Here is an 18330-nt window from a genome sequence, read left to right as displayed (position 1 = left end):
TCCGATCGTGGCGGCAGCGCGTCACACAATTGTGCCAGACGCCGATTTCCCTGGTCTCTAACCTATAGATAGAAATGCTTAAGATAACTCTCCTAAATAGCACAAGGCGGTGCGGGCGGCGACCAAATCGGCGCATCGTGGTTTGAGGCGTGCTAACGCCAGCGAGACAATTGTCTGAGAGACGGCAATGCGGCTTGGGTCACTCACGCCCAAATCGGACGTCTCGAAGGATGGGCCACAACGAAACCGCCGACCGGGTTCTTCTTCATATGCGATTACCCTGCCCTTGCGGGAAGGCCGGGGAGGCAGCAGCCCAGCAAGAGGTGGACGTTATCGGCGCTCTGCCCGCTACACGCCGTTACGGCAGTCCGCGCGCCTCGAGCTGATGCACCAGCAGCAGCGTCGGCTCGGCGAGGCTGTCGCCGGACCCGTCGAGGCCGAAGGCGCTCGCGATGCTGTCGCGGCTGCGCAGCAGCGTGGCGCGCGGACAATGGCCGGCGCCGCAAAGCGTCTTCTTCAGGGTCTCGCCTTGTGCCGTGATGCCAGCGGAATCGTCCGCGGCCCAGGCCAGCACGATCGGGACGTCGACATTGAGGATGCCGGGGAAGACCGAGCGGTTGTTGTATTGCTTGGCGTCGCTGCCGAGATAGGCCTTTTCGCTGTCACTGGCGTCCTTGCCCGCGCGGTAGATCCCGGACACCAGCACGACCGCCGCGACATCGGCGCCGTCGGTCTGGAGCTCGGGATGGGCCAGCAGCGTGGCGACATGGAAAGCGCCGGCGCCGTAGCCGACCGCGACGATCTCGCGGGCATCGCCGTTGAACAGGTCGATATTGCCGTGGACCCAGGACAGCGCCGCCGCCACGTCGGTTGCGCCGGCCGGCCAGGTCGCCGAGGGCGCCAGCCGGTAGTTGACGCGCACGCCGATCATGTCGTTACGCGCGGCAAAGCACATCGCCTGGTCCTGGATCTGGCGCGACAGCTCCGGCGCGGCGCGGTCGCCGGTGAAGGTGTCGCCGGCCACGAACAGCAGCACCGGCCGCGGCGTACCCGCCTTGGTCGTGCTGGTGGCGACATCGAGCACATTGGCTTCGCTCTCGCCATAACGCAGGCCGCGCGAGAAGGTGACCTGCTCGCACAGCCGCGCGGTGCCGCCCGCGGTGGTGTCATTGTCGGTGAGGCCGACCCGGACAAGATCGGACGGCGGCGCCGGCAACATCGGCAATGGACCGTGGGCGGAGGCTGCCGTTACGCCCAGAACGAGACAAAATGCGAGGAAATTCTTCATGTCGGTGTCGGCCCTGCGTGCCCGATATGGCCTCGCGCGTTTGGCCTGTCTTTTCAATTCGCCTTACTATTAGTTGGTTGGTCTGAGGCGATTTCACGGCAGCCGTGATTCTGTCCCGGCTCTTCCTCCGCGCGTGCCTCAATTCCCCGGCTGGAATGTGCAATCCGCTCCGCTGCCGTCCTTCCGGCGGATGGCATTGGGGTCGATCGTGCAGCTCAGGTTGGTCAGGCTCTCGAAAATTGAACCCGCGGCGCCGTCGGACGGAATGCCGGCCAGTGCTTCGGTGGCAAAGACCTCGTTCGCCGTGGAGCCGTTCACCGTCCTGGTCTTCTTACCGAACGTGACCTCGCAGTTCCGCACGGTGATGTCGACATTGCCGGTGCGGCAGACGATTCTGTCGGCGGTCACCACGATCGGCTTCTTGTAGGGAATGTCGCTGTTGGCGGCAAACAGCATCGCCATTGCCTTCTTCTCGGCGCCGGACAGGACCGGCGACAGCGGCGCGATCACCCCCGCGAGCGCCAGCGCCGTCGAGCCCGAAACTTTTGCGGGCGTCGCGCCGGAAGCGGCGGCGACATGATGGACGCTGGCGAGGAGGAGAGCGCAGGTGAGAATCGATCGGCCGGCTTTCATCCTTGCCTCCCTGGACCTGCAACCTCGGCGTCCGGGATGCATGGAACCAATCTAGCACGCAACGGGAATTGGAAGGCAAGTTCGCAAACCGCGCGGCTGTTGCCCGCGTGGCCATTTGTCCCGGTGAGTCAAGCTGTTGCGCGGGTGAGCCAGCCTCGAGCCGGCAACGGCTTTCTACTGTGCATGGGGTTGTTTTCGCGCTTTTTTGTTTTGGCCGGCCCGTCAGGCCTGCTTCATCGTCCGGAAGGTGATGGAATAGCGGCGCGCCTCGACCGGCGGAATGCTGTGCTCCCATTGCGAGCGCGCCTCGCCGCCCATCATGTAAAGCGAGCGCGGCTGGGCTTCGAGCGTGTGGCGCTCCCATTTATCGCCGCTACGGCGGCGGAAGCGGAATTTGCACGACGAGCCAAGCGACAGGCCGAGAATTTTGTCGAAGTGCGGCTTGTCGCGATGCCAGCCGATGCCGACACCGGCGTCGTATTCGGTGCAGAGCACCTGCCGCACGCTGCCGCCGACCAGGCCCGCCCAAGCTTCGACCCGATGCGCGAGGGGCAGCACCCAGTCCGGGATCGGCTCGGCCTCGGCCAGCCGCTGCAGCGAGTAGTCATAGCGATAGCCAAAGGACGCCACCCGGCGGTTGCCTTCGAAGGCCCCGAACTGGAAGCGCTGGAGCGGCAATGCTGCGATGCGGCCGATCAGGTCCCCCTCGGCGGCGGCTTCGACGAAATCATCGATGTAGCGAAGGCCAGCGGGCCCTGCTTGCGGTCCAGCGAACAAACCAAGCTGCGTCATTCCTCGCACTTCCGTGATGGAACCTAATGGCGGCTGATGCGACTTACATATGACGCGGAGAGAAACGTGCGAGGCTGTCATGGCACATAAGCATACCGCCGATCGGGCAGAGATCATGCGGGCGACCGGTCATCCTGAGCTGGAATACGCCGCCGGCTGGACCATCGCCGGTCTTGTCACCATCGGCACCATCGTCGCCGCCTGGGTGTTCGCGATCTAGCCTACTGGAAACTGGAGCTCGAATGCCGCGCCCTGATGGGTCGGCGTCAGCCTGATCGGGCCGCCATGGCTCGCCACCACCGCGCGTGATCGTGGTCAGCCCTTCGCGAACTGACGGTAGTCAGGCTCGCGATGAAACCAGAACTCGTAGCCGGTGATAGCCTTCTGCATGGCGACATCGTGGATGGGTTGGTTGAGCGGGACGACGGGGACGTCGCGCATGCAGAGCGCGATGAAATCCTTCACCGCCTTTCCGTATTCAGCTGGATCCGCAGTGAACCGCGCCTTGTCGATCAGGGCGTCCATCTCCTTGTTCTGGTAGGAGGAGATGTTGAAAATCGAATTGTTGCCGTGGAAATTCCAGTAGAAGTAATATTCGGGATAGTCGAGCCAGCCGCTGAAGCGGTTGAGCGCGAGCGGGAGCTCCTTCTTGTTCAGCGTCGTGCGCCAGTTCGCGCCCGGGATCTTTTCGATCGACGCCTTGATACCGACCTTGGCGAGGCTCTCCTGGATCAGGATCGCGGTCGGCTCGCCGACCGTCGCAGTGCCGGTGTCGAGCGACAAGGTCGTATCGAGGCCGGACTCGAAGCCCGCCTCCTTCATCAATGCCTTGGCTTTGTCGAGATCGGTGACGTAGGGAAAGGGCTGCGGCCACACTGGCTTCGAGACCTCAGCGGCGCCGCCATACATGGGCACGGCGCGTCCGAAGAACGCGCTGTTCTGGATCTGCTCATAGGGCATCGCCCAGGCGACGGCCTGGCGCAGCTTCATGTTATCGAACGGCGGCTTTGCCGTGTTCAGCGCGACGTACCAGAGCGCGTTCGGGATCGGCACGCCTGAGACCTTGACCTTGCCCTCCCGAATGATCTGCTCGAAATCACGCGGCGCAAAGCCGCTGGAGATATCCGCATCGCCCCGCTCCAGCATGGCGCGGCGGGTGCCGGCGGAGGGAACGTCGCGTGCAATGACGCGCCTGACCTTCGGCAGCGGTCCGCTCTTCCAGTCATCGAAGCGCGCCAGCACGGTCTCGCTGCCGGGTTTCCAGCTCTCGATTTTGTAGGCGCCGCCGCCGGCCTCGTTGTTCCTGAGCCAAGTCAGCGCCCACGGGTCTTCCGGCGTCGCGTTCTTCTTCGCAAGCTCGGAGTTGATGATGAAGGGGACGACCACCGCGACGTTGAACAGCAGCATCTTGTCCTTGCGCACATAGTCGATGCGGAAGGTGTGGTCGTCGACCACGACGAACTGCTCGGGCTTTTCCAGCGATCCCGCCGACATCTGGAAGGTCGGAAAGCCGCCGACCTTCACGGCGCGGTCGAATGACCATTTGACGTCCTTTGCGGTGACGGGTGTGCCGTCGTGAAATTTTGCGTCCTTGCGCAGCTTGAAAGTGCAGGACATGCCGTCGGCGGCGACCTCAAAACTCTCGGCGAGTTCAGGGGTGAGCTTCTCGCGATCATAGGATAGCGTTCCGTCGGGGAGCGTCTTGGAGGCGTAGCTCAGCAGGCGGTCGTAGCAATTCCAGGACAGCCCGTTCACGGTCTGGTTGGAGCCGACGCCGTGCATGTCGAGCGAGTTCGGGCCCAGCTCCTGCACCATCAGCAGGGTCTCGCTGCGCCCCTGCGCAGAGGCGAAGCGCGGCGCAACGGCCGTCATTCCGGCGAGACCGAGGCCGCCGAGCACGCTGCGGCGGCTCATTTCGAAGGATGATGCGCTCATGGGTGCCTCACTCTTGAGAGATTTGCACCATTAAGAGGCAAGGCGCATGCCATCGGCCGCGCTTCACGGCGTCGCATTCTGCGCGGCTCTCAGTCCTAAGGCGTCACCGCGCCGCGGCTCACGGCGCGCGGGGCGGTCAGCTCTTTCCAGGTGGAGTTGGCGACATGCACCGGCGAGTACGCCGGGCGCTCGACATAATGGCCGTCGCCGGCCTCGGCGCGCAGATCGCCGTCCCTCCAGACGACGCGGCCGCGCGACAGCGTCGCCGCCGGTCCGCCGGTGCAGGAAAAGCCTTCGAACACGTTGTAATCGATCCGGCTCATCTGCCGCTTCGCGCTGATGGTCTTGCTCGCCTTGGGATCCCACACCACGACATCTGCATCCGAGCCGACGGCGACCGCGCCCTTGCGCGGATAGATGTTGAGGATGCGGGCGATGTTCGCAGAGGTCACGGCGACGAATTCCTCCTTCGTCAGCCGCCCCGTAGCGACGCCGGCGGTCCATAGCAGCGCAAGGCGATCTTCGAGGCCGCCGGTGCCGTTCGGGATCTTTCTGAAATCGCCGCGCCCGAACCGCTTCTGCTCGGTGGTGAAGGCGCAGTGGTCGGTCGCGACCACCTGGAGCGAGCCGGATTGCAGGCCGGCCCAAAGACTATCCTGATGCGACCTGTCACGGAACGGCGGCGACATCACGCGTTGCGCGGAATGATCCCAGTCCTTGTTCTGGTATTCACCGGCGTCGAGCAGCAAGTGCTGGATCAGCGGCTCGCCATAGACACGCTTTCCCGCCGCACGTGCGCGCGCGATCGCCTCATGTGCTTCGCGGCAGCTCGTGTGCACGATGTAGACCGGTGTCCCGGTCATGTCGGCGATCATGATGGCGCGGTTGGTGGCTTCGCCCTCGACGTCCGGCGGCCGTGAGTAAGCGTGTCCCTCGGGCCCGGTGATGCCGCGCGCGATCAGCGCCTCCTGCATCAGGGCGACGACGTCGCCGTTCTCCGCATGCACCACCGGCATGGCGCCGAGATGGGCGCAGCGGGCGAACGAGTTGTAGAGCTCGTCGTCGTTCACCATCAGCGCGCCCTTGTAGGCCATGAAGTGCTTGAAGGTGTTGATGCCGTAGGTTTTGACCACGGTCTCCATCTCGTCATGGATCTGCTTCGACCACGACGTTACCGCCATGTGGAAGCCGTAGTCGGAGGCCGCCTTCTCGGATTTGTGCCGCCACTCCTGGTAGGCCGCGAGCATCGACTGGCCGGGATCGGGCAGGCAGAAATCCACCACCATGGTGGTGCCGCCGGCCAGCGCGGCCTTGGTTCCCGATTCGAAATCGTCGGCGGTGACGGTGCCCATGAACGGCATTTCGAGATGGGTGTGCGGGTCGATGCCGCCCGGGATGACGTAAGCGCCGCCGGCGTCGATGATCTCGCTGCCGGTGGGCGCATCGAGCGATGCTCCGACCGCGACGACCGTCTCGCCGTCGATCAGCACGTCCGCGCGGCGTGAATGATCATGATTGACGACGGTGCCGCCGCGGATGAGGAGGGGCATGGGAGGCTCCGAAAGAGAGAAGTGGACCTCGCGAAGCTAAGCGCGCTGCATGCGATGCGACAGGCGAAATTTTAGTCAGACGCCGCCGACAGTTTAGCGGTGCTCTCTCGGGCTTTACACCGCCCGCGCGATCAGCCCGTCAATCATCGCGCGCACCAGGACCGTGATTTCCTTCCGTAGCGCCGGCAGCGGCACGGCGACCAGCTTCTGCTCCAGTCCCAGCGCCACCATGCCATGCACCGCCGAGAACAGGCTGCGCGCGGTGATGCCGAGCTCTTCCCGACTGCGTTTTGGAAACAGCGCGGCCAGCGGCTGGTAGATGTGGCGAAACAATTGCATCTGGTCCTCGATGGACCACTCGGGCAGAGTCTTGTCAGCTTCCATGCGGTGCTCGAACAGCGCGCGCCACAGTTCGAGATTTTCCGCGGCGAAATCGCAATAGGCGATGGCGATGCGGACCAGCGTCTCCTGCGGCGACAGGTCGCCCGCGCTTTGCGCTGCGCTCAGCGCCTCGTCGAGCCGATGCAAAGTGCGCGAGCCGACGCGCAGGATCAGCTCATCCAGATCAGTGACGAGATTGTAGACCGCGCCATTGGCGCAGCCGATCTCGCGGGCGAGATCGCGGGTTTTCAGGCCGGCCAATCCGCGGCTGGCGACCATCCGCTCCGCCGCAAGGATCAGGTCGATCCGCAGTTTCTCTCGACGTTCCAAGGCCTTGGACATTACCAACCAAAAATTTTGAGCGTTGCTCAAATTTTCCTTGAACGATGTTCAAGGTTCCTGCTACAAACCATCTGTGAGCGACGCTCATAACAGGGAGTCAGCAATGTTCAAGACCGTAGTGACACTTTTCCGCGGCAGCGTGGCGGCCGCGGGCGAAGAACTGGAAGACCGGACGGCCCTTCTGATCCTCGATCAACAGATGCGCGATGCGGCAGCTGCCCTCGAGCGCGGCAAGCGGACGCTGGCCCTGGCGATCGCGCAGGACCTGCAGGAAGGTCGGAAGCTCGAGGCGACCGTCGCCCGCATCGCCGATCTCGAGACTCGCGCGGTTGCGGCGCTCGACGGCGGCCGCGATGATCTCGCTAAGGATGCCGCCGAAGCCATCGCAGGCCTGGAGGCTGATCGTGATGCGGCGCTGACGGCACGCGCACTATTCGCAAGCGAGATCGCCCGGCTCAAGCGGCATGTCGCAAGCGCGCAGGCCCGCATCACCGAGCTCGACCGCGGCCGCCGCGTCGCCCGCGCCTCGGAAGCGGTGCGCTCGCTTCGCCGCAGCGGCATCGAGGCAGCACGCCCTTACGAATCCACGCTGCCGGAGGCGGAGAGCACCTTGAGGCGTCTTCGTGAGCGGCAGATGGAAGCCCAGGCCGCTGACGATGCGCTGGTCGAGCTCGACGCGGCCACCGGTCCGCTCGCCACCGCCGAGAAACTCGCCGAGCAGGGTTTCGGGCCCCGGCTCAAGACCACCGCGGACGACGTGCTGGCGCGGTTGAAGTCCAAGCGTATGCCGACTGCCTGATTCCAAACCCCATCATCATTCGAACCAACAGGAGACCATCATGAACCAGAATGGCCAGCCCCACAGCGGCGCCTGGGTGACCTTCACTTACGCGTCCTTCGCAGCCTCCGCCTTCCTCATCGCCATCGGCATCTTCTTCCTGCCGATCGACCTCTGGATGAAGGGTTATCTCACCATGGGCATCGTCATGCTGATCCAGACCTGCATCACCCTGACCAAGACGGTCCGCGATAATCACGAGAGCAGCCGGATGGTGAACCGCATCGAGGATGCCAAGGCGGAGCGTCTGCTGATGGAAGTCTCCAAGGCAGCCTGAGTGAGCGCATAGGAGAACAAAGCAGAGAATGACGCGGAGCGGCGGATGCAGGATCATCCGCTGTTCCCTTCCTTCTGTTCATTTGCCGGAACGCTGCAACATATCGCGCCTGCGAAATGCAACCGAGCCATGACGGATCGCGCGGGCGTGCGCCCTTGCGGAGCAGCGGCAGCCGGAGCACTCTGCGCAGGCGGCGCACAAAGAACGCCGCCAATAATAAGATGTGCTTACAATATCTCGGCGAGGAAGCTCATGGCGGTGACGCGGATCGACTGCGACATCCACCCGGCGGTTGGTGGCACGCGCACGACGCTGCTGCCCTATCTTAGCGATCACTGGAAAGAGCAGGTGGTGAGTCGCGCCATCGACGGGCTCGATCTCACCTCCTATCCGCCGGGGATGCCGCTTACCGGCCGCGCCGACTGGCGTCCGGCGAATGGCGCCAAGCCCGGCTCCGACCTTGCCATGGCGCAGAAGGGCGCGTTCGAGCAACTCGGTGCCAGTCACGCGATCCTCAACGTCCTGTATGGGGCGCAGGCTGTATTCGACCCCTACATGGCGGCCGATTTCTGCAAGGCTATCAACGACTGGATTGCTACTGAATGGCTGTCGCGCGATCCGCGCCTGCGTGCCTCGATCGTGGTGCCGATGCAGGACCCGGATCTGGCGGTCGAGGAAATCGAGCGCCGCGCCGGCGACAACCGCTTCGTCTCGATCCTCGTGCTGGCGCAGGGCGAGACGCTGCTGGGACGGCGGCATTTCTGGCCGGTCTATCGGCTCGCCGAGAAATACAAGCTGCCGCTCGCGATCCATGCCGGCACGCAATACCGGCAGGCGCCGAGCTCGGCCGGCTGGCCGTCGCACCGCTACGAATATTACTTCGTCGAGGCACAGGCGTTTCAGGCGCAGATCTTGAGCCTGATCTATGAGGGTGTGTTCGGCAAGTTTCCGGACCTGAAGGTCGTGCTGATGGAGTCAGGCGTGAGCTGGTTGCCGGCTTTCATGTGGCGCGCCAACAAGACGTGGCGCGGGGTACGCGTCGAGGTGCCCTGGGTCGAGCGCGAGCCGGCTGCGATCATCCGCGACAATTTTCGCGTCACCATGCAGCCGTTCGATGCGCCGGGTGACGCCAGAAGCGCCGAGGAGATCATCGACCAGATCGGCTCTGACAAGATGTTCCTGTTCGCGTCCGACTATCCGCATTGGCAGTTCGACGGCGACGATCCGATCCCGCCGAACCTACCGAACAGCATCATCTCGAAGATGTGCGTCGACAACCCGCTGGAGACGTTTCCGCGGTTGTCGCTCGCCAATTGATCCGGAGGTTTCGCATGAGTGACGTCATCGACCGCCCGCTGCGAGAAGACGAAAAGCCCGCCGCGACCCGGCTGCGCATCGTCGATTGCGACGTCCATCCGAGCCTGCATTCGTCCGACGATCTCAAGGAATTTCTGCCAAAACGCTGGCAACAGCATCTGAAGGAATACGGCAGCCATTTGCGCACACCCTACCTTTTCACCACGCCCTATCCGCGCTCCTCGCCGTTGATCGCGCGCCGCGATGCCTGGCCGCCGACGGGTGGGCCGCCCGGCTCGGATCTCGCCTTCATGCAGAAGCAGCACCTCGATCCGCTCGATGTCGAGTTCGGGATCTTGCAGGTGCTCGATCTCTTCATCTTCTCGCAGCAGAACCTGGAATTCGGCGCCGCGATCCAGCGTGCCATCAACGACTGGCAACTGGCATTCTGGTCGCATCGCGACCCGCGCCTGAAGGCCTCGATCCTGGTCGGCCAGGATGGCGTTGATCTCGCCATCGCCGAGATCGAACGCTGCGCGAAAATCGGCGAATACATTCAGATCAACGTCTCGCCGCGTGCCAACGAGCCGCTCGGCCGCCGCCGCTATTGGCCGATCTACGAGCGTGCCCAAGAACTAGGTCTGCCGCTCGGCATCCACGTCGGCGGCTATGGCGGGCATGCGCCGACCGGTGGCGGCTGGCCGTCCTATTATGTCGAGGAGCACCAGTCTAACGCGCACACCATTGCGGCGCAGCTTGCCAGCCTCGTCATCGAGGGCGTGCCGGAGCGCTTTCCAAAATTGAAGTTCGTCTTCATCGAGGGCGGCTTCGGCTGGATCCCGTCCGCGGTGTGGCGGATGGACCAGCATTTTGAGCGCTTCCGCAGCGAGGTGCCGCATCTCAAGCGCAAGCCGTCGGAATATGTGCGCGAGCATTTCTGGTTCACGACGCAACCGATCGACGAGCCTGACGAAGCCCGGCACCTGCGCTCGCTGATCGAATGGGTCGGCATCGATCGTCTCTTGTTCTCGTCGGATTATCCGCACTGGGATTTCGACGATCCGCGCTTCGCCTTCAAGACACCGCTGACCGAAGCCGAGCGCAAAAAGATCTTCAGCACCAATGCACGCGCGGTCTACAAGTTCTGAGAGGGGTCTGAACGGTATGGCCCGTCACATCGTCGCGTCCACCTCGGAGATCCCACCCGGCGGCAACAAGGTCGTCGATGTCGCCGGCCGCGACATCGTCGTGTTCCACGTCAACGGCGAGTTCTTCGCGTTGCTGAACCGTTGCCCGCACGAGGGTGCGCCGCTGGAGAAAGCGGCCTGTGTGGCGCGGCTGACCTCTCCCGAGCCCGGCATCTATCAGCGCTCGCGCGTCGGCGAGATGCTGCGCTGCCCCTGGCACGGCTGGGAGTTCGACATGCGCAACGGCCAGTCCTGGTTCGACCCGAAGCGCATCAAGATAAGGTCATATCCCGTCGCGGTGGAGCGCGGCGAGGAACTCCAGAAAGGCCCGTATGTCGCCGAGACGTTTCCCGTGCACGTCGAGGACAGCTATGTGATCGTCGAGGTCTGAACCGGCATTGCCAATTGTGATTCCGACACAAGTGCGATATGGCTCTCGCGCTTTCAGAGGCGGAGACGAGCTTTGTCGAAACAATCCCTGCGTGAGGAGGCCGAGCGCCTGATCCGCGAATCCATGGAAAAGAAGACGATCGTCGTCAAGCAGGGCGAAACCCGCATCGAGGCTGTCTGCGGCAAATGCGGCGCCCCGAACCGGGTGCAGGCGCCAAAGGGACAGAGCCGCGTCAAGTTCGCCTGCAAAAATTGCGGGCATCAGCAAGAAACGCTGTAGGCCGCCTTCACCTCTCCCCGTAAGGATGAGGCGAGGAAGTGAGAGCGAGGCGCAAGCCTACTTCCCCTTCACAAACTTCGCGAATGCATCCGCATGGTCCGGATGCCAGCGTGACAGCGGCGGTCGGTTCTCCACGATGTCACCGGCAGCCCACAGCATGCGCTTCTCGTCGAGTGCGCGCGGGACGTCGTTGTCCGGGCACAGGATGTAGAAATCGCCGGCCTCCAGCCGCGCCAGCATGAAATCCACGGTCTGCTCAGCCGTCCAGGCGCCCGCTGGTTTCTCCGTGCGGCCCTTCGCGGTAAGGCCCGTAAAGACGAAGCCGGGAATCAGCAGATGCGCGGTGATGCGGCAATCCCTGGTGTTGCGCAGTTCGTGCTGGAGCGCTTCCGTGAATGCCTTCACGCCGGCCTTGGAGACGTTGTAAGCGGGGTCGCCGGCGGGGTGGTGATGCCCTGCTTCGAGCCGGTGTTGATGATGAGGCCGGCCCTGCCGCGCGCGATCATGCTGGGCGCGAAGATGCGCGAGCCGTTGATGATGCCCCACATGTTGACAGCGATGATGCGCTGCCAATTGTCGGGTTCGCCGAACAGCGTGCTGCCCGGCTGGATACCCGCATTGTTCATGAGGATGTCGGTGCCGCCGAAGCGCTCGCGCACGGCGCGCTCCAGTTCCGCTACGCTCTCGACCTTGCTGACATCAACCGCGAAGCTCATCACATGTGTGGCGGACGTGACGGATGAGAGCCTTGCTGCGGCTTCCGCCAGCCGCGCCTGATCCACGTCGGCGATGCACACCTTCATGCCGGCGCGCGCGAAGGCCGCGGCGGCGGCAAATCCGATGCCGGACGCGCCGCCGGTGATCACGGCAACATTGTCTTTAACGATGGTGGGGTGCTGCATGGATCGTCTCCGGGAGGGGTGCAGTCGAGCTATAACATGGCACTCGCGCGACCCTGCACAAGTCGGCATGGGAGGTCTTCGTTCCGCGCCGACTTTACGCCTCTCCTTTACGCCTCTCCGGCATCGCAGTATTCTATCGACCTGACGATCCGCGCAGATCGAACCAATCATCCATTTGACAGGGAGTGCAGCCATGGCTGTGTCGCAGGCTATTCCGATCACGCGCCATCCGTTCGCGAACGGGTCCTACAAGCAGATGCTGATCGACGGGAAGTGGGTCGATGCTGCCTCCGGCAAGCGCTTCGAGACCCACAACCCCGCGATCGGCGAGCTGCTCGCAACCGTTGCCGAGGGGGACAAGGAAGACATCGACCGCGCAGTCGCTGCCGCCCGCCGCGCCTTCGAAGGGCCGTGGAGCAAGGTCAAGCCGTTCGAGCGGCAGAACCTGCTGCTCAAGCTCGCCGACCTCGTCGAGAAGAATTTCGACGAATTGTCGCAGCTCGACACGCTCGACATGGGCGCGCCGCTCAGCCGCACCCGCGCCTATCGCCTACGCGCCGTCGGCATGCTGCGCTATTATGCCGGCCAGACCACCGCGATCCACGGCGAGACGATCGAGAACTCGCTGCCCGGCGAGATCTTCTCCTACACGCTGAAGGAACCGATCGGCGTCGTCGGCGCCATCATTCCCTGGAATGGTCCGCTGACTGCGACGATCTGGAAGATCGGTCCGGCGATCGCGACGGGTTGCACCGTGGTGCTCAAGCCGGCCGAAGAAGCGCCGCTGACCTCGCTGCGCATCGCCGAGCTCGCGCTGGAAGCGGGCGTGCCGCCCGGCGTCATTAACGTGGTGCCCGGCTATGGCGAGACCGCGGGCGCCGCGCTTGCCTCGCACCACGACGTCGACAAGGTTGCCTTCACCGGCTCGCATGTCACGGGCCAGTCGATCATCCGTGCCTCGGCCGGCAACCTCAAGCGTGTCTCGCTCGAGCTCGGCGGCAAGTCGCCGGACATCGTGTTCGCGGATGCCGATCTCGATGCTGCCGTGCCGGGCGCCGCGATGGCGGTGTTCGCCAATTCGGGGCAGATCTGCAGCGCCGGCACGCGGCTGTTCGTCGAGCAGTCGATCTACGAGGAATTCGTCGGCCGCGTCGCCGAGTTCGGCAAGAAGCTGCAGGTCGGCAATGGTCTCGATCCCAACACCCAGATCGGACCGCTGGTGTCCGAGCAGCAGCTCGAGCGCGTCACCAGCTATCTCGACATCGGCCAGAAGGAAGGCGCCAAGGCGCTCGCCGGCGGTGGCCGCGTCACGGAAGGCGCGCTGTCAAAGGGCTTCTTCGTCTCGCCGACGGTGTTCGCGGGCGTCCAGGACGACATGCGCATCGCGCAGGAGGAGATCTTTGGTCCGGTCATTTCGGCGATCGCGTTCAAGGACATGGACGAACTGGTCAAGCGCGCCAACGCCACCACGTTCGGTCTGGGCTCGGGCCTGTGGACGCGCGACGTCAGCAAGGCGCATGCGGTTGCAAAGAGTCTGCGTGCCGGTTCGGTGTGGGTGAATTGCTACCAGGCGATGGACCCGGCCGTGCCCTTCGGCGGCTACAAGATGAGTGGCTACGGCCGCGAATCCGGCAAGCAGCACGTCGAGGAATATCTCAACGTGAAGGCGGTGTGGATCAAGACGGCCTAGCACTGCTCTTGCCCGCGTTCCGCGGCAGGGAATATCTGCTTTTGCAGGGGTGGCGCCTTTTTCGGTAGCCGCCCCTCGCTATATGATACGCATCCTTCCTTAGCCATTCGGGGCCCCCATGAAATTCGAGGCGCTGTTTCAACCGTTGCAGGTCGGTCCGTACAAGCTCGCGCATCGCGTCGCGATGGCGCCGTTGACGCGCATGCGGGCCGAGCGCGAGAGCTTTTCGCCGCGGCCGCTCAACGCCGAATATTACGGTCAGCGCGCCACCGAAGGCGGCCTGATCATCGCCGAGGCCTCGCCCGTGCTCTCGCACGGCCGCGGCAATCCGGCGACGCCCGGCATCTATTCGGAGACGCAGATCGCGGGCTGGCGCAAGGTGGTCGATGCCGTGCATGCCAGGGGCGGGATCATCTTTCTCCAGCTCTGGCATGTCGGTCGCGTCTCGCATTCCTCCTTCCACGGCGGTGAGCTGCCGGTCTCCGCCTCGGCGATCCCGATCAGGGCCGAAGGCATCAAGGCAATGACCGCCGACGGCAATATCTCCGACTATGAGACGCCGCGCGCGCTGGAGACCGAAGAGGTCAAGGGCATCGTCGAGGCCTTCAGGCAGGGCGCGAAGAACGCGCTGGCTGCCGGCTTCGACGGCGTCGAGATCCACGGCGCCAACGGCTATCTGCTCGAGCAATTCCTGCAATCACGCAGCAACCAGCGCACCGATCGATATGGCGGTTCGATCGAGAAGCGCGCGCGGCTTCTGCTCGAAGTGACGCAGGCCGCGATCGACGTCTGGGGCGCGGGCCGGGTCGGCGTGCGGCTGTCGCCCCACGGCATCGCCAACGATTCCGGCGAGCCCGATCCGATGCCGCTCTACACGCATGTGGTGAAGGCGCTCGACAAGTTCGGTCTTGCCTATCTGCATTTCATCGAGCCGCGCTCCAGCGGCTCGGGGCGCGCCGAAGTCAATTGGCAGAACGTGCCGTCGGCAATGCTGCTGTTCCGCCCGCTCTACAGCGGCGTGCTGATGACCGCGGGCGGGTTTGCGGGCGAGACGGCGAACGCCGCGATCGCGGAGGGGCACGCCGACATCATCGCCTTCGGCCGCATCTTCATCTCCAACCCCGATCTACCCCGCCGCCTGCAGCACGATTACCCTCTCACGCCGTATAACCGTGCGACGTTCTACGGCGGCGAGGAGAGGGGGTATACGGACTATCCGATGTATGACGAGCTGACGCCGGCCTAAGCTTTTCCGTCGCCCATTTCCGTCATTGCGAGCGAAGCGAAGCAACCCAGAATCTTTTTCCGCAGAGACAGTCTGGGTTGCTTCGCTGCGCTCGCAATGACGATGTGGTCCCGGGCTTGCCCCAAGCCCGCTCGCCGTGCGCGGCCGACACCCGCAAGGCGTCGGGCAAAACACCCGGTCAAGCCCTCCGCGCAAAAATATTTCACTTTTCCGAATTTCGGATTTGTGGCATACAGCGCTCATCCTGGCCCTGCCAAAGGGGCGTTCGCGATCGTCACGACTGCGGGCCGGGTGGCGGTGGACGCGGCAGCGTCGGCGCGGGCGGCGTGACGACAGGGCGGGCAACCGTGAGTCCTCACGCGACGCGGTACGACACGGCGCTGGAGAGCGGGCCTGTCGGTCATCAGGGGTGAGCACACGCAAGCCCTTGACGATTGGGGTGGGACTGTCCGCGGACGGAGAAGTCGTGTGGTCCTGACGCCCGGGGTCTGTGCGTCAAGCGTCGCGGTGATGTGGCGGCCCGACCGGGCACGCGCATCAGTCATCGGCGGGGCGACGGGGGCAATAGTGCATCGCTCCCCGAGGAGAGCACGAAGGACACCGTTAAAACCATCCGCGCAGGGAAGGCCGGGCGATCGGCCACCCATCGGTCCACCCCGTGTGCACTCTTGTGGCGCACGGACCAACGGGTGCCGCCCGCGCCCGGCCTTCCCTGCGCCCTTGGCTTCAGAGAGCGCGAACCAAACCGTAAAGCTCGGGCGAAACCCGCCGCGAGAACGCGAAGGCGTGTCTGCGATCTGGACGGCCCATTGAAACAGCGATGCAGTTGCCCCAATCTCGTCATTGCGAGCGCCGTGACGCAATCCAGGATATTTCCGCAGGGACGGTCTGGATGGCTTCGCTGCGCTCGCAATGACGAGGGAGAGAGTCCCATGGCCAAAGCCGCAGCCGCCGCAGGAATTGCCACCGGCCAATGCCTGTGCGGCAAGGTCACCTTCGAGATCGACGTCCCGGCACGCTGGGCCTGGCACGATCACTCCGCCGCCAGCCGCCGCGCCCACGGTGCTGCCTATGCGACCTACGTCGGGAGCTGGAAGAAGCGGTTTCGCATCACCGCAGGCAAGACGGCGCTGACCCGCTACGAGGACAAGGCAACGAAGACCGCGCGCAGCTTCTGCGCGCATTGCGGCACGCCGATCACGTACGAGCGCCCGCGCGGGCCGCACATGGTCAACATTCCCCGCGCGCTGTTCAAGGAACGCACCGGCCGCCAGCCACTCTATCACATCGCGATCGAAGAGCTGCAGGAATGGGCCTATACCGGCGAGCCGCTGGTGCCGCTGAAAGGCTTTCCCGGTGTGGTCTGGCAGCGCTCGAAAAAGAAGAAGCGTGCCGGTGGCGAGGACCCGTTCGAGCTGGGGCGAGAGGAGATGTGAAGCGCGCCCGCGCAACGCAGCCATGACCGCGCTTCCTTGCGCGCCTCCTCCGATTTCGGCCATCATGCGGCTCACCTCGCGGCAACGCCTGCGAGGCCTGGAGGAAATATGAAGAACAAGATCACCGGCCGCTCCGCCTTTCTCGCGCTGCTCAAGGACGAGGGCATCACGCACCTGTTCGGCAATCCCGGCACCACCGAGTTGCCGATCATGCATGCGTTGAAGGATCACCCCGACCTCACCTATGTGATGGCGATGCAGGAGAGCCTGGTGGTGGCGATCGCGGATGGCTATAGCCGCGCCTCCGGAAAGCTTGTCGCCTGCAACGTCCATGTCGCGCCCGGCCTCGGCAACGCGATGGGCTCGCTGTACAACGCCCAGTTCACGGGCACGCCGATGATCCTCACCGCGGGCCAGCAGGAGCAGGGCCACGGCCTGATGGAGCCGGTGCTCTATGGCCCGCTGGTGCGCATGGCCGAGCCGCTGGTGAAATGGGCGGTCGAGGTAACGCGGCTCGAGGATCTGCCGCGCATCGTGCGCCGCGCCGCAAAAGTCGCGACCACGCCGCCGACCGGGCCGGTGTTCATTTCGTTGCCCGGCGACATCCTCAACAGCGAAGCCGGGATCGATCTCGGCCGTTCCACCCGCATCGACGCCCGCACGAAACCGTCCGATGAGGCGCTGAAGGCCTTTGCCGCGCGTCTGCTGAAGGCCGAGCGCCCAGTGATCGTTACCATGGACGAGGTCGTCAAGAGCGACGCACTTACGGAAGCCGCCGAGCTCGCCGAGCTACTGGGCGCGGCTGCCTACCAATCCTCGACGCCCTACGGCTCGCACTTCCTGTCGGAGAGCCCGAGCTTCGTCGGCACGCTGGCGCGCGTGCAGAAGGTGGCACGCGATACGCTGGCACCCCACGATCTGCTGATCGCGCTCGGCGGCGATCCCCTGCGGATGTCGGTCTATAGCGAGATCGACGCGCTGCCCGATGGTCTCGGCATCGTGCAGATCGGCCTGGTCGATTGGGAGATCGCCAAGAACTATGGTGCCGAGATCGCGCTGAAGGCGGACTTGAAAGAAACGCTGCGCGCGCTGATCCCGGTGTTGAAGGAGATGGGTGGCGCTGCCCTGGCGCAACGTGCGCAGCAACGTCTTGCCGAATTCGCGCCGAAGAACTGGACCGCGCGGCGCACCGCACTGGTCGAGCAGATCGGCAAGGCCGCAGACCGCAGCCCCATCGATCCGGACTGGCTAGTGCTGCAAATGGTCCAGGCCATGCCCGAAAATGCGATCCTGGTCGACGAAGGCCTCACCTCCAGCCGCCAGATCACGGCGTTGCGTGCGCACCGCGACCGCTTCGGCTATCACGGCCTTGCCTCCGGCGGCATTGGCTGGGGCCTGCCGGCCTCCGTGGGCGCCAGCATCGCCAATCCCGATCGCCCCGTGATCTGCTTCTCCGGCGACGGCAGCGCGATGTACTCGATCCAGTCGCTGTGGACGGCGGCGCATCACAAGCTGCCGCTCAACGTGGTCATCGCCAATAACGGCGGTTACCGCATCATCAAGCAGCGTCTGCTCGCCTTCCATGGCGACGACAATTACGTCGGCATGGATTTTGTCGATCCGCCCGTGGATTTCGCAGGGATCGCGAAGGCGCTGGGCTGCGAGGCGATCAAGGTCAGCGATCCCCGCGAGCTGAAGACGACACTGCCGTCGGCGTTCAACCGTCCGGGGACGAAGCTGATCGAGGTGATGGTGGACGGGAAGGTGTAGGCGCATCAACCGCCGTCATTGCGAGGAGCGAAGTGACGAAGCAATCCAGGCTGTTTTTCGCGGAGGGATTCTGGATTGCTTCGCTGCGCTCGCAATG

The 18330-nt window shown here is 64.3% G+C and carries 17 protein-coding genes and 1 pseudogene; 11 read left to right on the top strand and 7 right to left on the bottom strand.

What is annotated here, in order from left to right; genetic code table 11:
• Window positions 1-358 precede the first annotated feature (358 nt).
• From IVA88_RS15215 to IVA88_RS15205, 3 genes are all read right to left on the bottom strand, one after another.
• Window positions 359-1288, bottom strand: a complete 930-nt coding sequence (locus IVA88_RS15215) for a carboxylesterase family protein (protein ID WP_247498059.1) — start codon at window positions 1286-1288, stop codon at window positions 359-361.
• A 138-nt stretch (window positions 1289-1426) separates the two neighbouring features.
• Entirely contained in the window at window positions 1427-1921 is a 495-nt protein-coding gene (locus tag IVA88_RS15210) for a hypothetical protein (protein ID WP_247498058.1), read from the bottom strand.
• A 222-nt stretch (window positions 1922-2143) separates the two neighbouring features.
• Window positions 2144-2713, bottom strand: coding sequence for an alpha-ketoglutarate-dependent dioxygenase AlkB (locus IVA88_RS15205; protein ID WP_247498057.1), 570 nt, complete (start codon window positions 2711-2713; stop codon window positions 2144-2146).
• A 79-nt stretch (window positions 2714-2792) separates the two neighbouring features.
• On the opposite strand from IVA88_RS15205, the gene IVA88_RS15200 reads away from it, so the two are divergent.
• Entirely contained in the window at window positions 2793-2933 is a 141-nt protein-coding gene (locus IVA88_RS15200) for a hypothetical protein (protein WP_247498056.1), read from the top strand.
• 95 nt (window positions 2934-3028) lie between these two features.
• Here the strand turns inward: IVA88_RS15200 and IVA88_RS15195 are convergent, their stop codons facing one another.
• From IVA88_RS15195 to IVA88_RS15185, 3 genes are all read right to left on the bottom strand, one after another.
• Window positions 3029-4648 carry an ABC transporter substrate-binding protein gene (locus IVA88_RS15195; protein ID WP_247498055.1) on the bottom strand — a complete coding sequence of 540 codons (1620 nt, stop codon included), beginning with the start codon at window positions 4646-4648 and terminating at the stop codon, window positions 3029-3031.
• A 95-nt stretch (window positions 4649-4743) separates the two neighbouring features.
• Window positions 4744-6198, bottom strand: coding sequence for a dihydropyrimidinase (gene hydA, locus IVA88_RS15190; RefSeq protein WP_247498054.1), 1455 nt, complete (start codon window positions 6196-6198; stop codon window positions 4744-4746).
• A gap of 114 nt (window positions 6199-6312) precedes the next feature.
• Complete coding sequence (locus tag IVA88_RS15185) at window positions 6313-6921, bottom strand: TetR-like C-terminal domain-containing protein (RefSeq protein ID WP_247498053.1); 609 nt, start codon at window positions 6919-6921, stop codon at window positions 6313-6315.
• A 103-nt stretch (window positions 6922-7024) separates the two neighbouring features.
• On the opposite strand from IVA88_RS15185, the gene IVA88_RS15180 reads away from it, so the two are divergent.
• The 6 genes from IVA88_RS15180 (at window position 7025) to IVA88_RS15155 (ending at window position 11189) form a co-directional block, all read left to right on the top strand.
• Window positions 7025-7720 carry a PspA/IM30 family protein gene (locus tag IVA88_RS15180; protein ID WP_247498052.1) on the top strand — a complete coding sequence of 232 codons (696 nt, stop codon included), beginning with the start codon at window positions 7025-7027 and terminating at the stop codon, window positions 7718-7720.
• 40 nt (window positions 7721-7760) lie between these two features.
• On the top strand, window positions 7761-8036 hold the full coding sequence (locus tag IVA88_RS15175; protein ID WP_027565500.1) for a YiaA/YiaB family inner membrane protein: 276 nt from the start codon (window positions 7761-7763) through the stop codon (window positions 8034-8036).
• A 252-nt stretch (window positions 8037-8288) separates the two neighbouring features.
• Complete coding sequence (locus IVA88_RS15170; protein ID WP_247498051.1) at window positions 8289-9353, top strand: amidohydrolase family protein; 1065 nt, start codon at window positions 8289-8291, stop codon at window positions 9351-9353.
• A gap of 14 nt (window positions 9354-9367) precedes the next feature.
• Window positions 9368-10480: an amidohydrolase family protein gene (locus IVA88_RS15165; protein ID WP_247498050.1), complete on the top strand. Its 1113-nt coding sequence runs from the start codon at window positions 9368-9370 to the stop codon at window positions 10478-10480.
• A 16-nt stretch (window positions 10481-10496) separates the two neighbouring features.
• Entirely contained in the window at window positions 10497-10910 is a 414-nt protein-coding gene (locus tag IVA88_RS15160) for a Rieske (2Fe-2S) protein (RefSeq protein WP_247498049.1), read from the top strand.
• A 72-nt stretch (window positions 10911-10982) separates the two neighbouring features.
• Window positions 10983-11189, top strand: a complete 207-nt coding sequence (locus tag IVA88_RS15155; RefSeq protein WP_247498048.1) for a hypothetical protein — start codon at window positions 10983-10985, stop codon at window positions 11187-11189.
• Between the two features lie 57 nt (window positions 11190-11246).
• On the opposite strand, the pseudogene IVA88_RS15150 reads toward IVA88_RS15155, so the two are convergent.
• Window positions 11247-12091: pseudogene (locus IVA88_RS15150) on the bottom strand (SDR family NAD(P)-dependent oxidoreductase).
• Between the two features lie 193 nt (window positions 12092-12284).
• Between IVA88_RS15150 and IVA88_RS15145 the strand changes: the two are divergent.
• The 4 genes from IVA88_RS15145 (at window position 12285) to IVA88_RS15130 (ending at window position 18233) form a co-directional block, all read left to right on the top strand.
• Window positions 12285-13781 carry an aldehyde dehydrogenase family protein gene (locus IVA88_RS15145; RefSeq protein WP_247498047.1) on the top strand — a complete coding sequence of 499 codons (1497 nt, stop codon included), beginning with the start codon at window positions 12285-12287 and terminating at the stop codon, window positions 13779-13781.
• A 118-nt stretch (window positions 13782-13899) separates the two neighbouring features.
• The gene (locus tag IVA88_RS15140) at window positions 13900-15027 is read left to right on the top strand and encodes an alkene reductase (RefSeq protein WP_247498046.1); all 1128 of its coding nucleotides are present in this window, start codon (window positions 13900-13902) and stop codon (window positions 15025-15027) included.
• Window positions 15028-15959: 932 nt separating this feature from the next.
• Complete coding sequence (locus IVA88_RS15135) at window positions 15960-16463, top strand: GFA family protein (RefSeq protein WP_247498045.1); 504 nt, start codon at window positions 15960-15962, stop codon at window positions 16461-16463.
• Window positions 16464-16571: 108 nt separating this feature from the next.
• Entirely contained in the window at window positions 16572-18233 is a 1662-nt protein-coding gene (locus tag IVA88_RS15130) for a thiamine pyrophosphate-binding protein (protein ID WP_247498044.1), read from the top strand.
• Window positions 18234-18330: the final 97 nt, after the last annotated feature.

The sequence above is a fragment of the Bradyrhizobium sp. 149 genome (assembly GCF_023073915.1).
GTDB lineage: Bacteria > Pseudomonadota > Alphaproteobacteria > Rhizobiales > Xanthobacteraceae > Bradyrhizobium.
The sequence above is the reverse complement of the archived record's forward strand: the minus strand, read 5'-3'. Positions and strand labels throughout refer to the sequence as shown.

Coding starts and splice junctions, on each gene's coding strand:
- IVA88_RS15170 (WP_247498051.1), top strand. CDS start 8,289: ATGGCGGTGACGCGGATCGACTGCGACATCCACCCGGCGGTTGGTGGC.
- IVA88_RS15210 (WP_247498058.1), bottom strand. CDS start 1,921: ATGAAAGCCGGCCGATCGATTCTCACCTGCGCTCTCCTCCTCGCCAGC.
- IVA88_RS15135 (WP_247498045.1), top strand. CDS start 15,960: ATGGCCAAAGCCGCAGCCGCCGCAGGAATTGCCACCGGCCAATGCCTG.
- IVA88_RS15185 (WP_247498053.1), bottom strand. CDS start 6,921: ATGTCCAAGGCCTTGGAACGTCGAGAGAAACTGCGGATCGACCTGATC.
- IVA88_RS15165 (WP_247498050.1), top strand. CDS start 9,368: ATGAGTGACGTCATCGACCGCCCGCTGCGAGAAGACGAAAAGCCCGCC.
- IVA88_RS15140 (WP_247498046.1), top strand. CDS start 13,900: ATGAAATTCGAGGCGCTGTTTCAACCGTTGCAGGTCGGTCCGTACAAG.
- IVA88_RS15175 (WP_027565500.1), top strand. CDS start 7,761: ATGAACCAGAATGGCCAGCCCCACAGCGGCGCCTGGGTGACCTTCACT.
- IVA88_RS15145 (WP_247498047.1), top strand. CDS start 12,285: ATGGCTGTGTCGCAGGCTATTCCGATCACGCGCCATCCGTTCGCGAAC.
- hydA (WP_247498054.1), bottom strand. CDS start 6,198: ATGCCCCTCCTCATCCGCGGCGGCACCGTCGTCAATCATGATCATTCA.
- IVA88_RS15160 (WP_247498049.1), top strand. CDS start 10,497: ATGGCCCGTCACATCGTCGCGTCCACCTCGGAGATCCCACCCGGCGGC.
- IVA88_RS15215 (WP_247498059.1), bottom strand. CDS start 1,288: ATGAAGAATTTCCTCGCATTTTGTCTCGTTCTGGGCGTAACGGCAGCC.
- IVA88_RS15180 (WP_247498052.1), top strand. CDS start 7,025: ATGTTCAAGACCGTAGTGACACTTTTCCGCGGCAGCGTGGCGGCCGCG.
- IVA88_RS15195 (WP_247498055.1), bottom strand. CDS start 4,648: ATGAGCGCATCATCCTTCGAAATGAGCCGCCGCAGCGTGCTCGGCGGC.
- IVA88_RS15205 (WP_247498057.1), bottom strand. CDS start 2,713: ATGACGCAGCTTGGTTTGTTCGCTGGACCGCAAGCAGGGCCCGCTGGC.
- IVA88_RS15130 (WP_247498044.1), top strand. CDS start 16,572: ATGAAGAACAAGATCACCGGCCGCTCCGCCTTTCTCGCGCTGCTCAAG.
- IVA88_RS15200 (WP_247498056.1), top strand. CDS start 2,793: ATGGCACATAAGCATACCGCCGATCGGGCAGAGATCATGCGGGCGACC.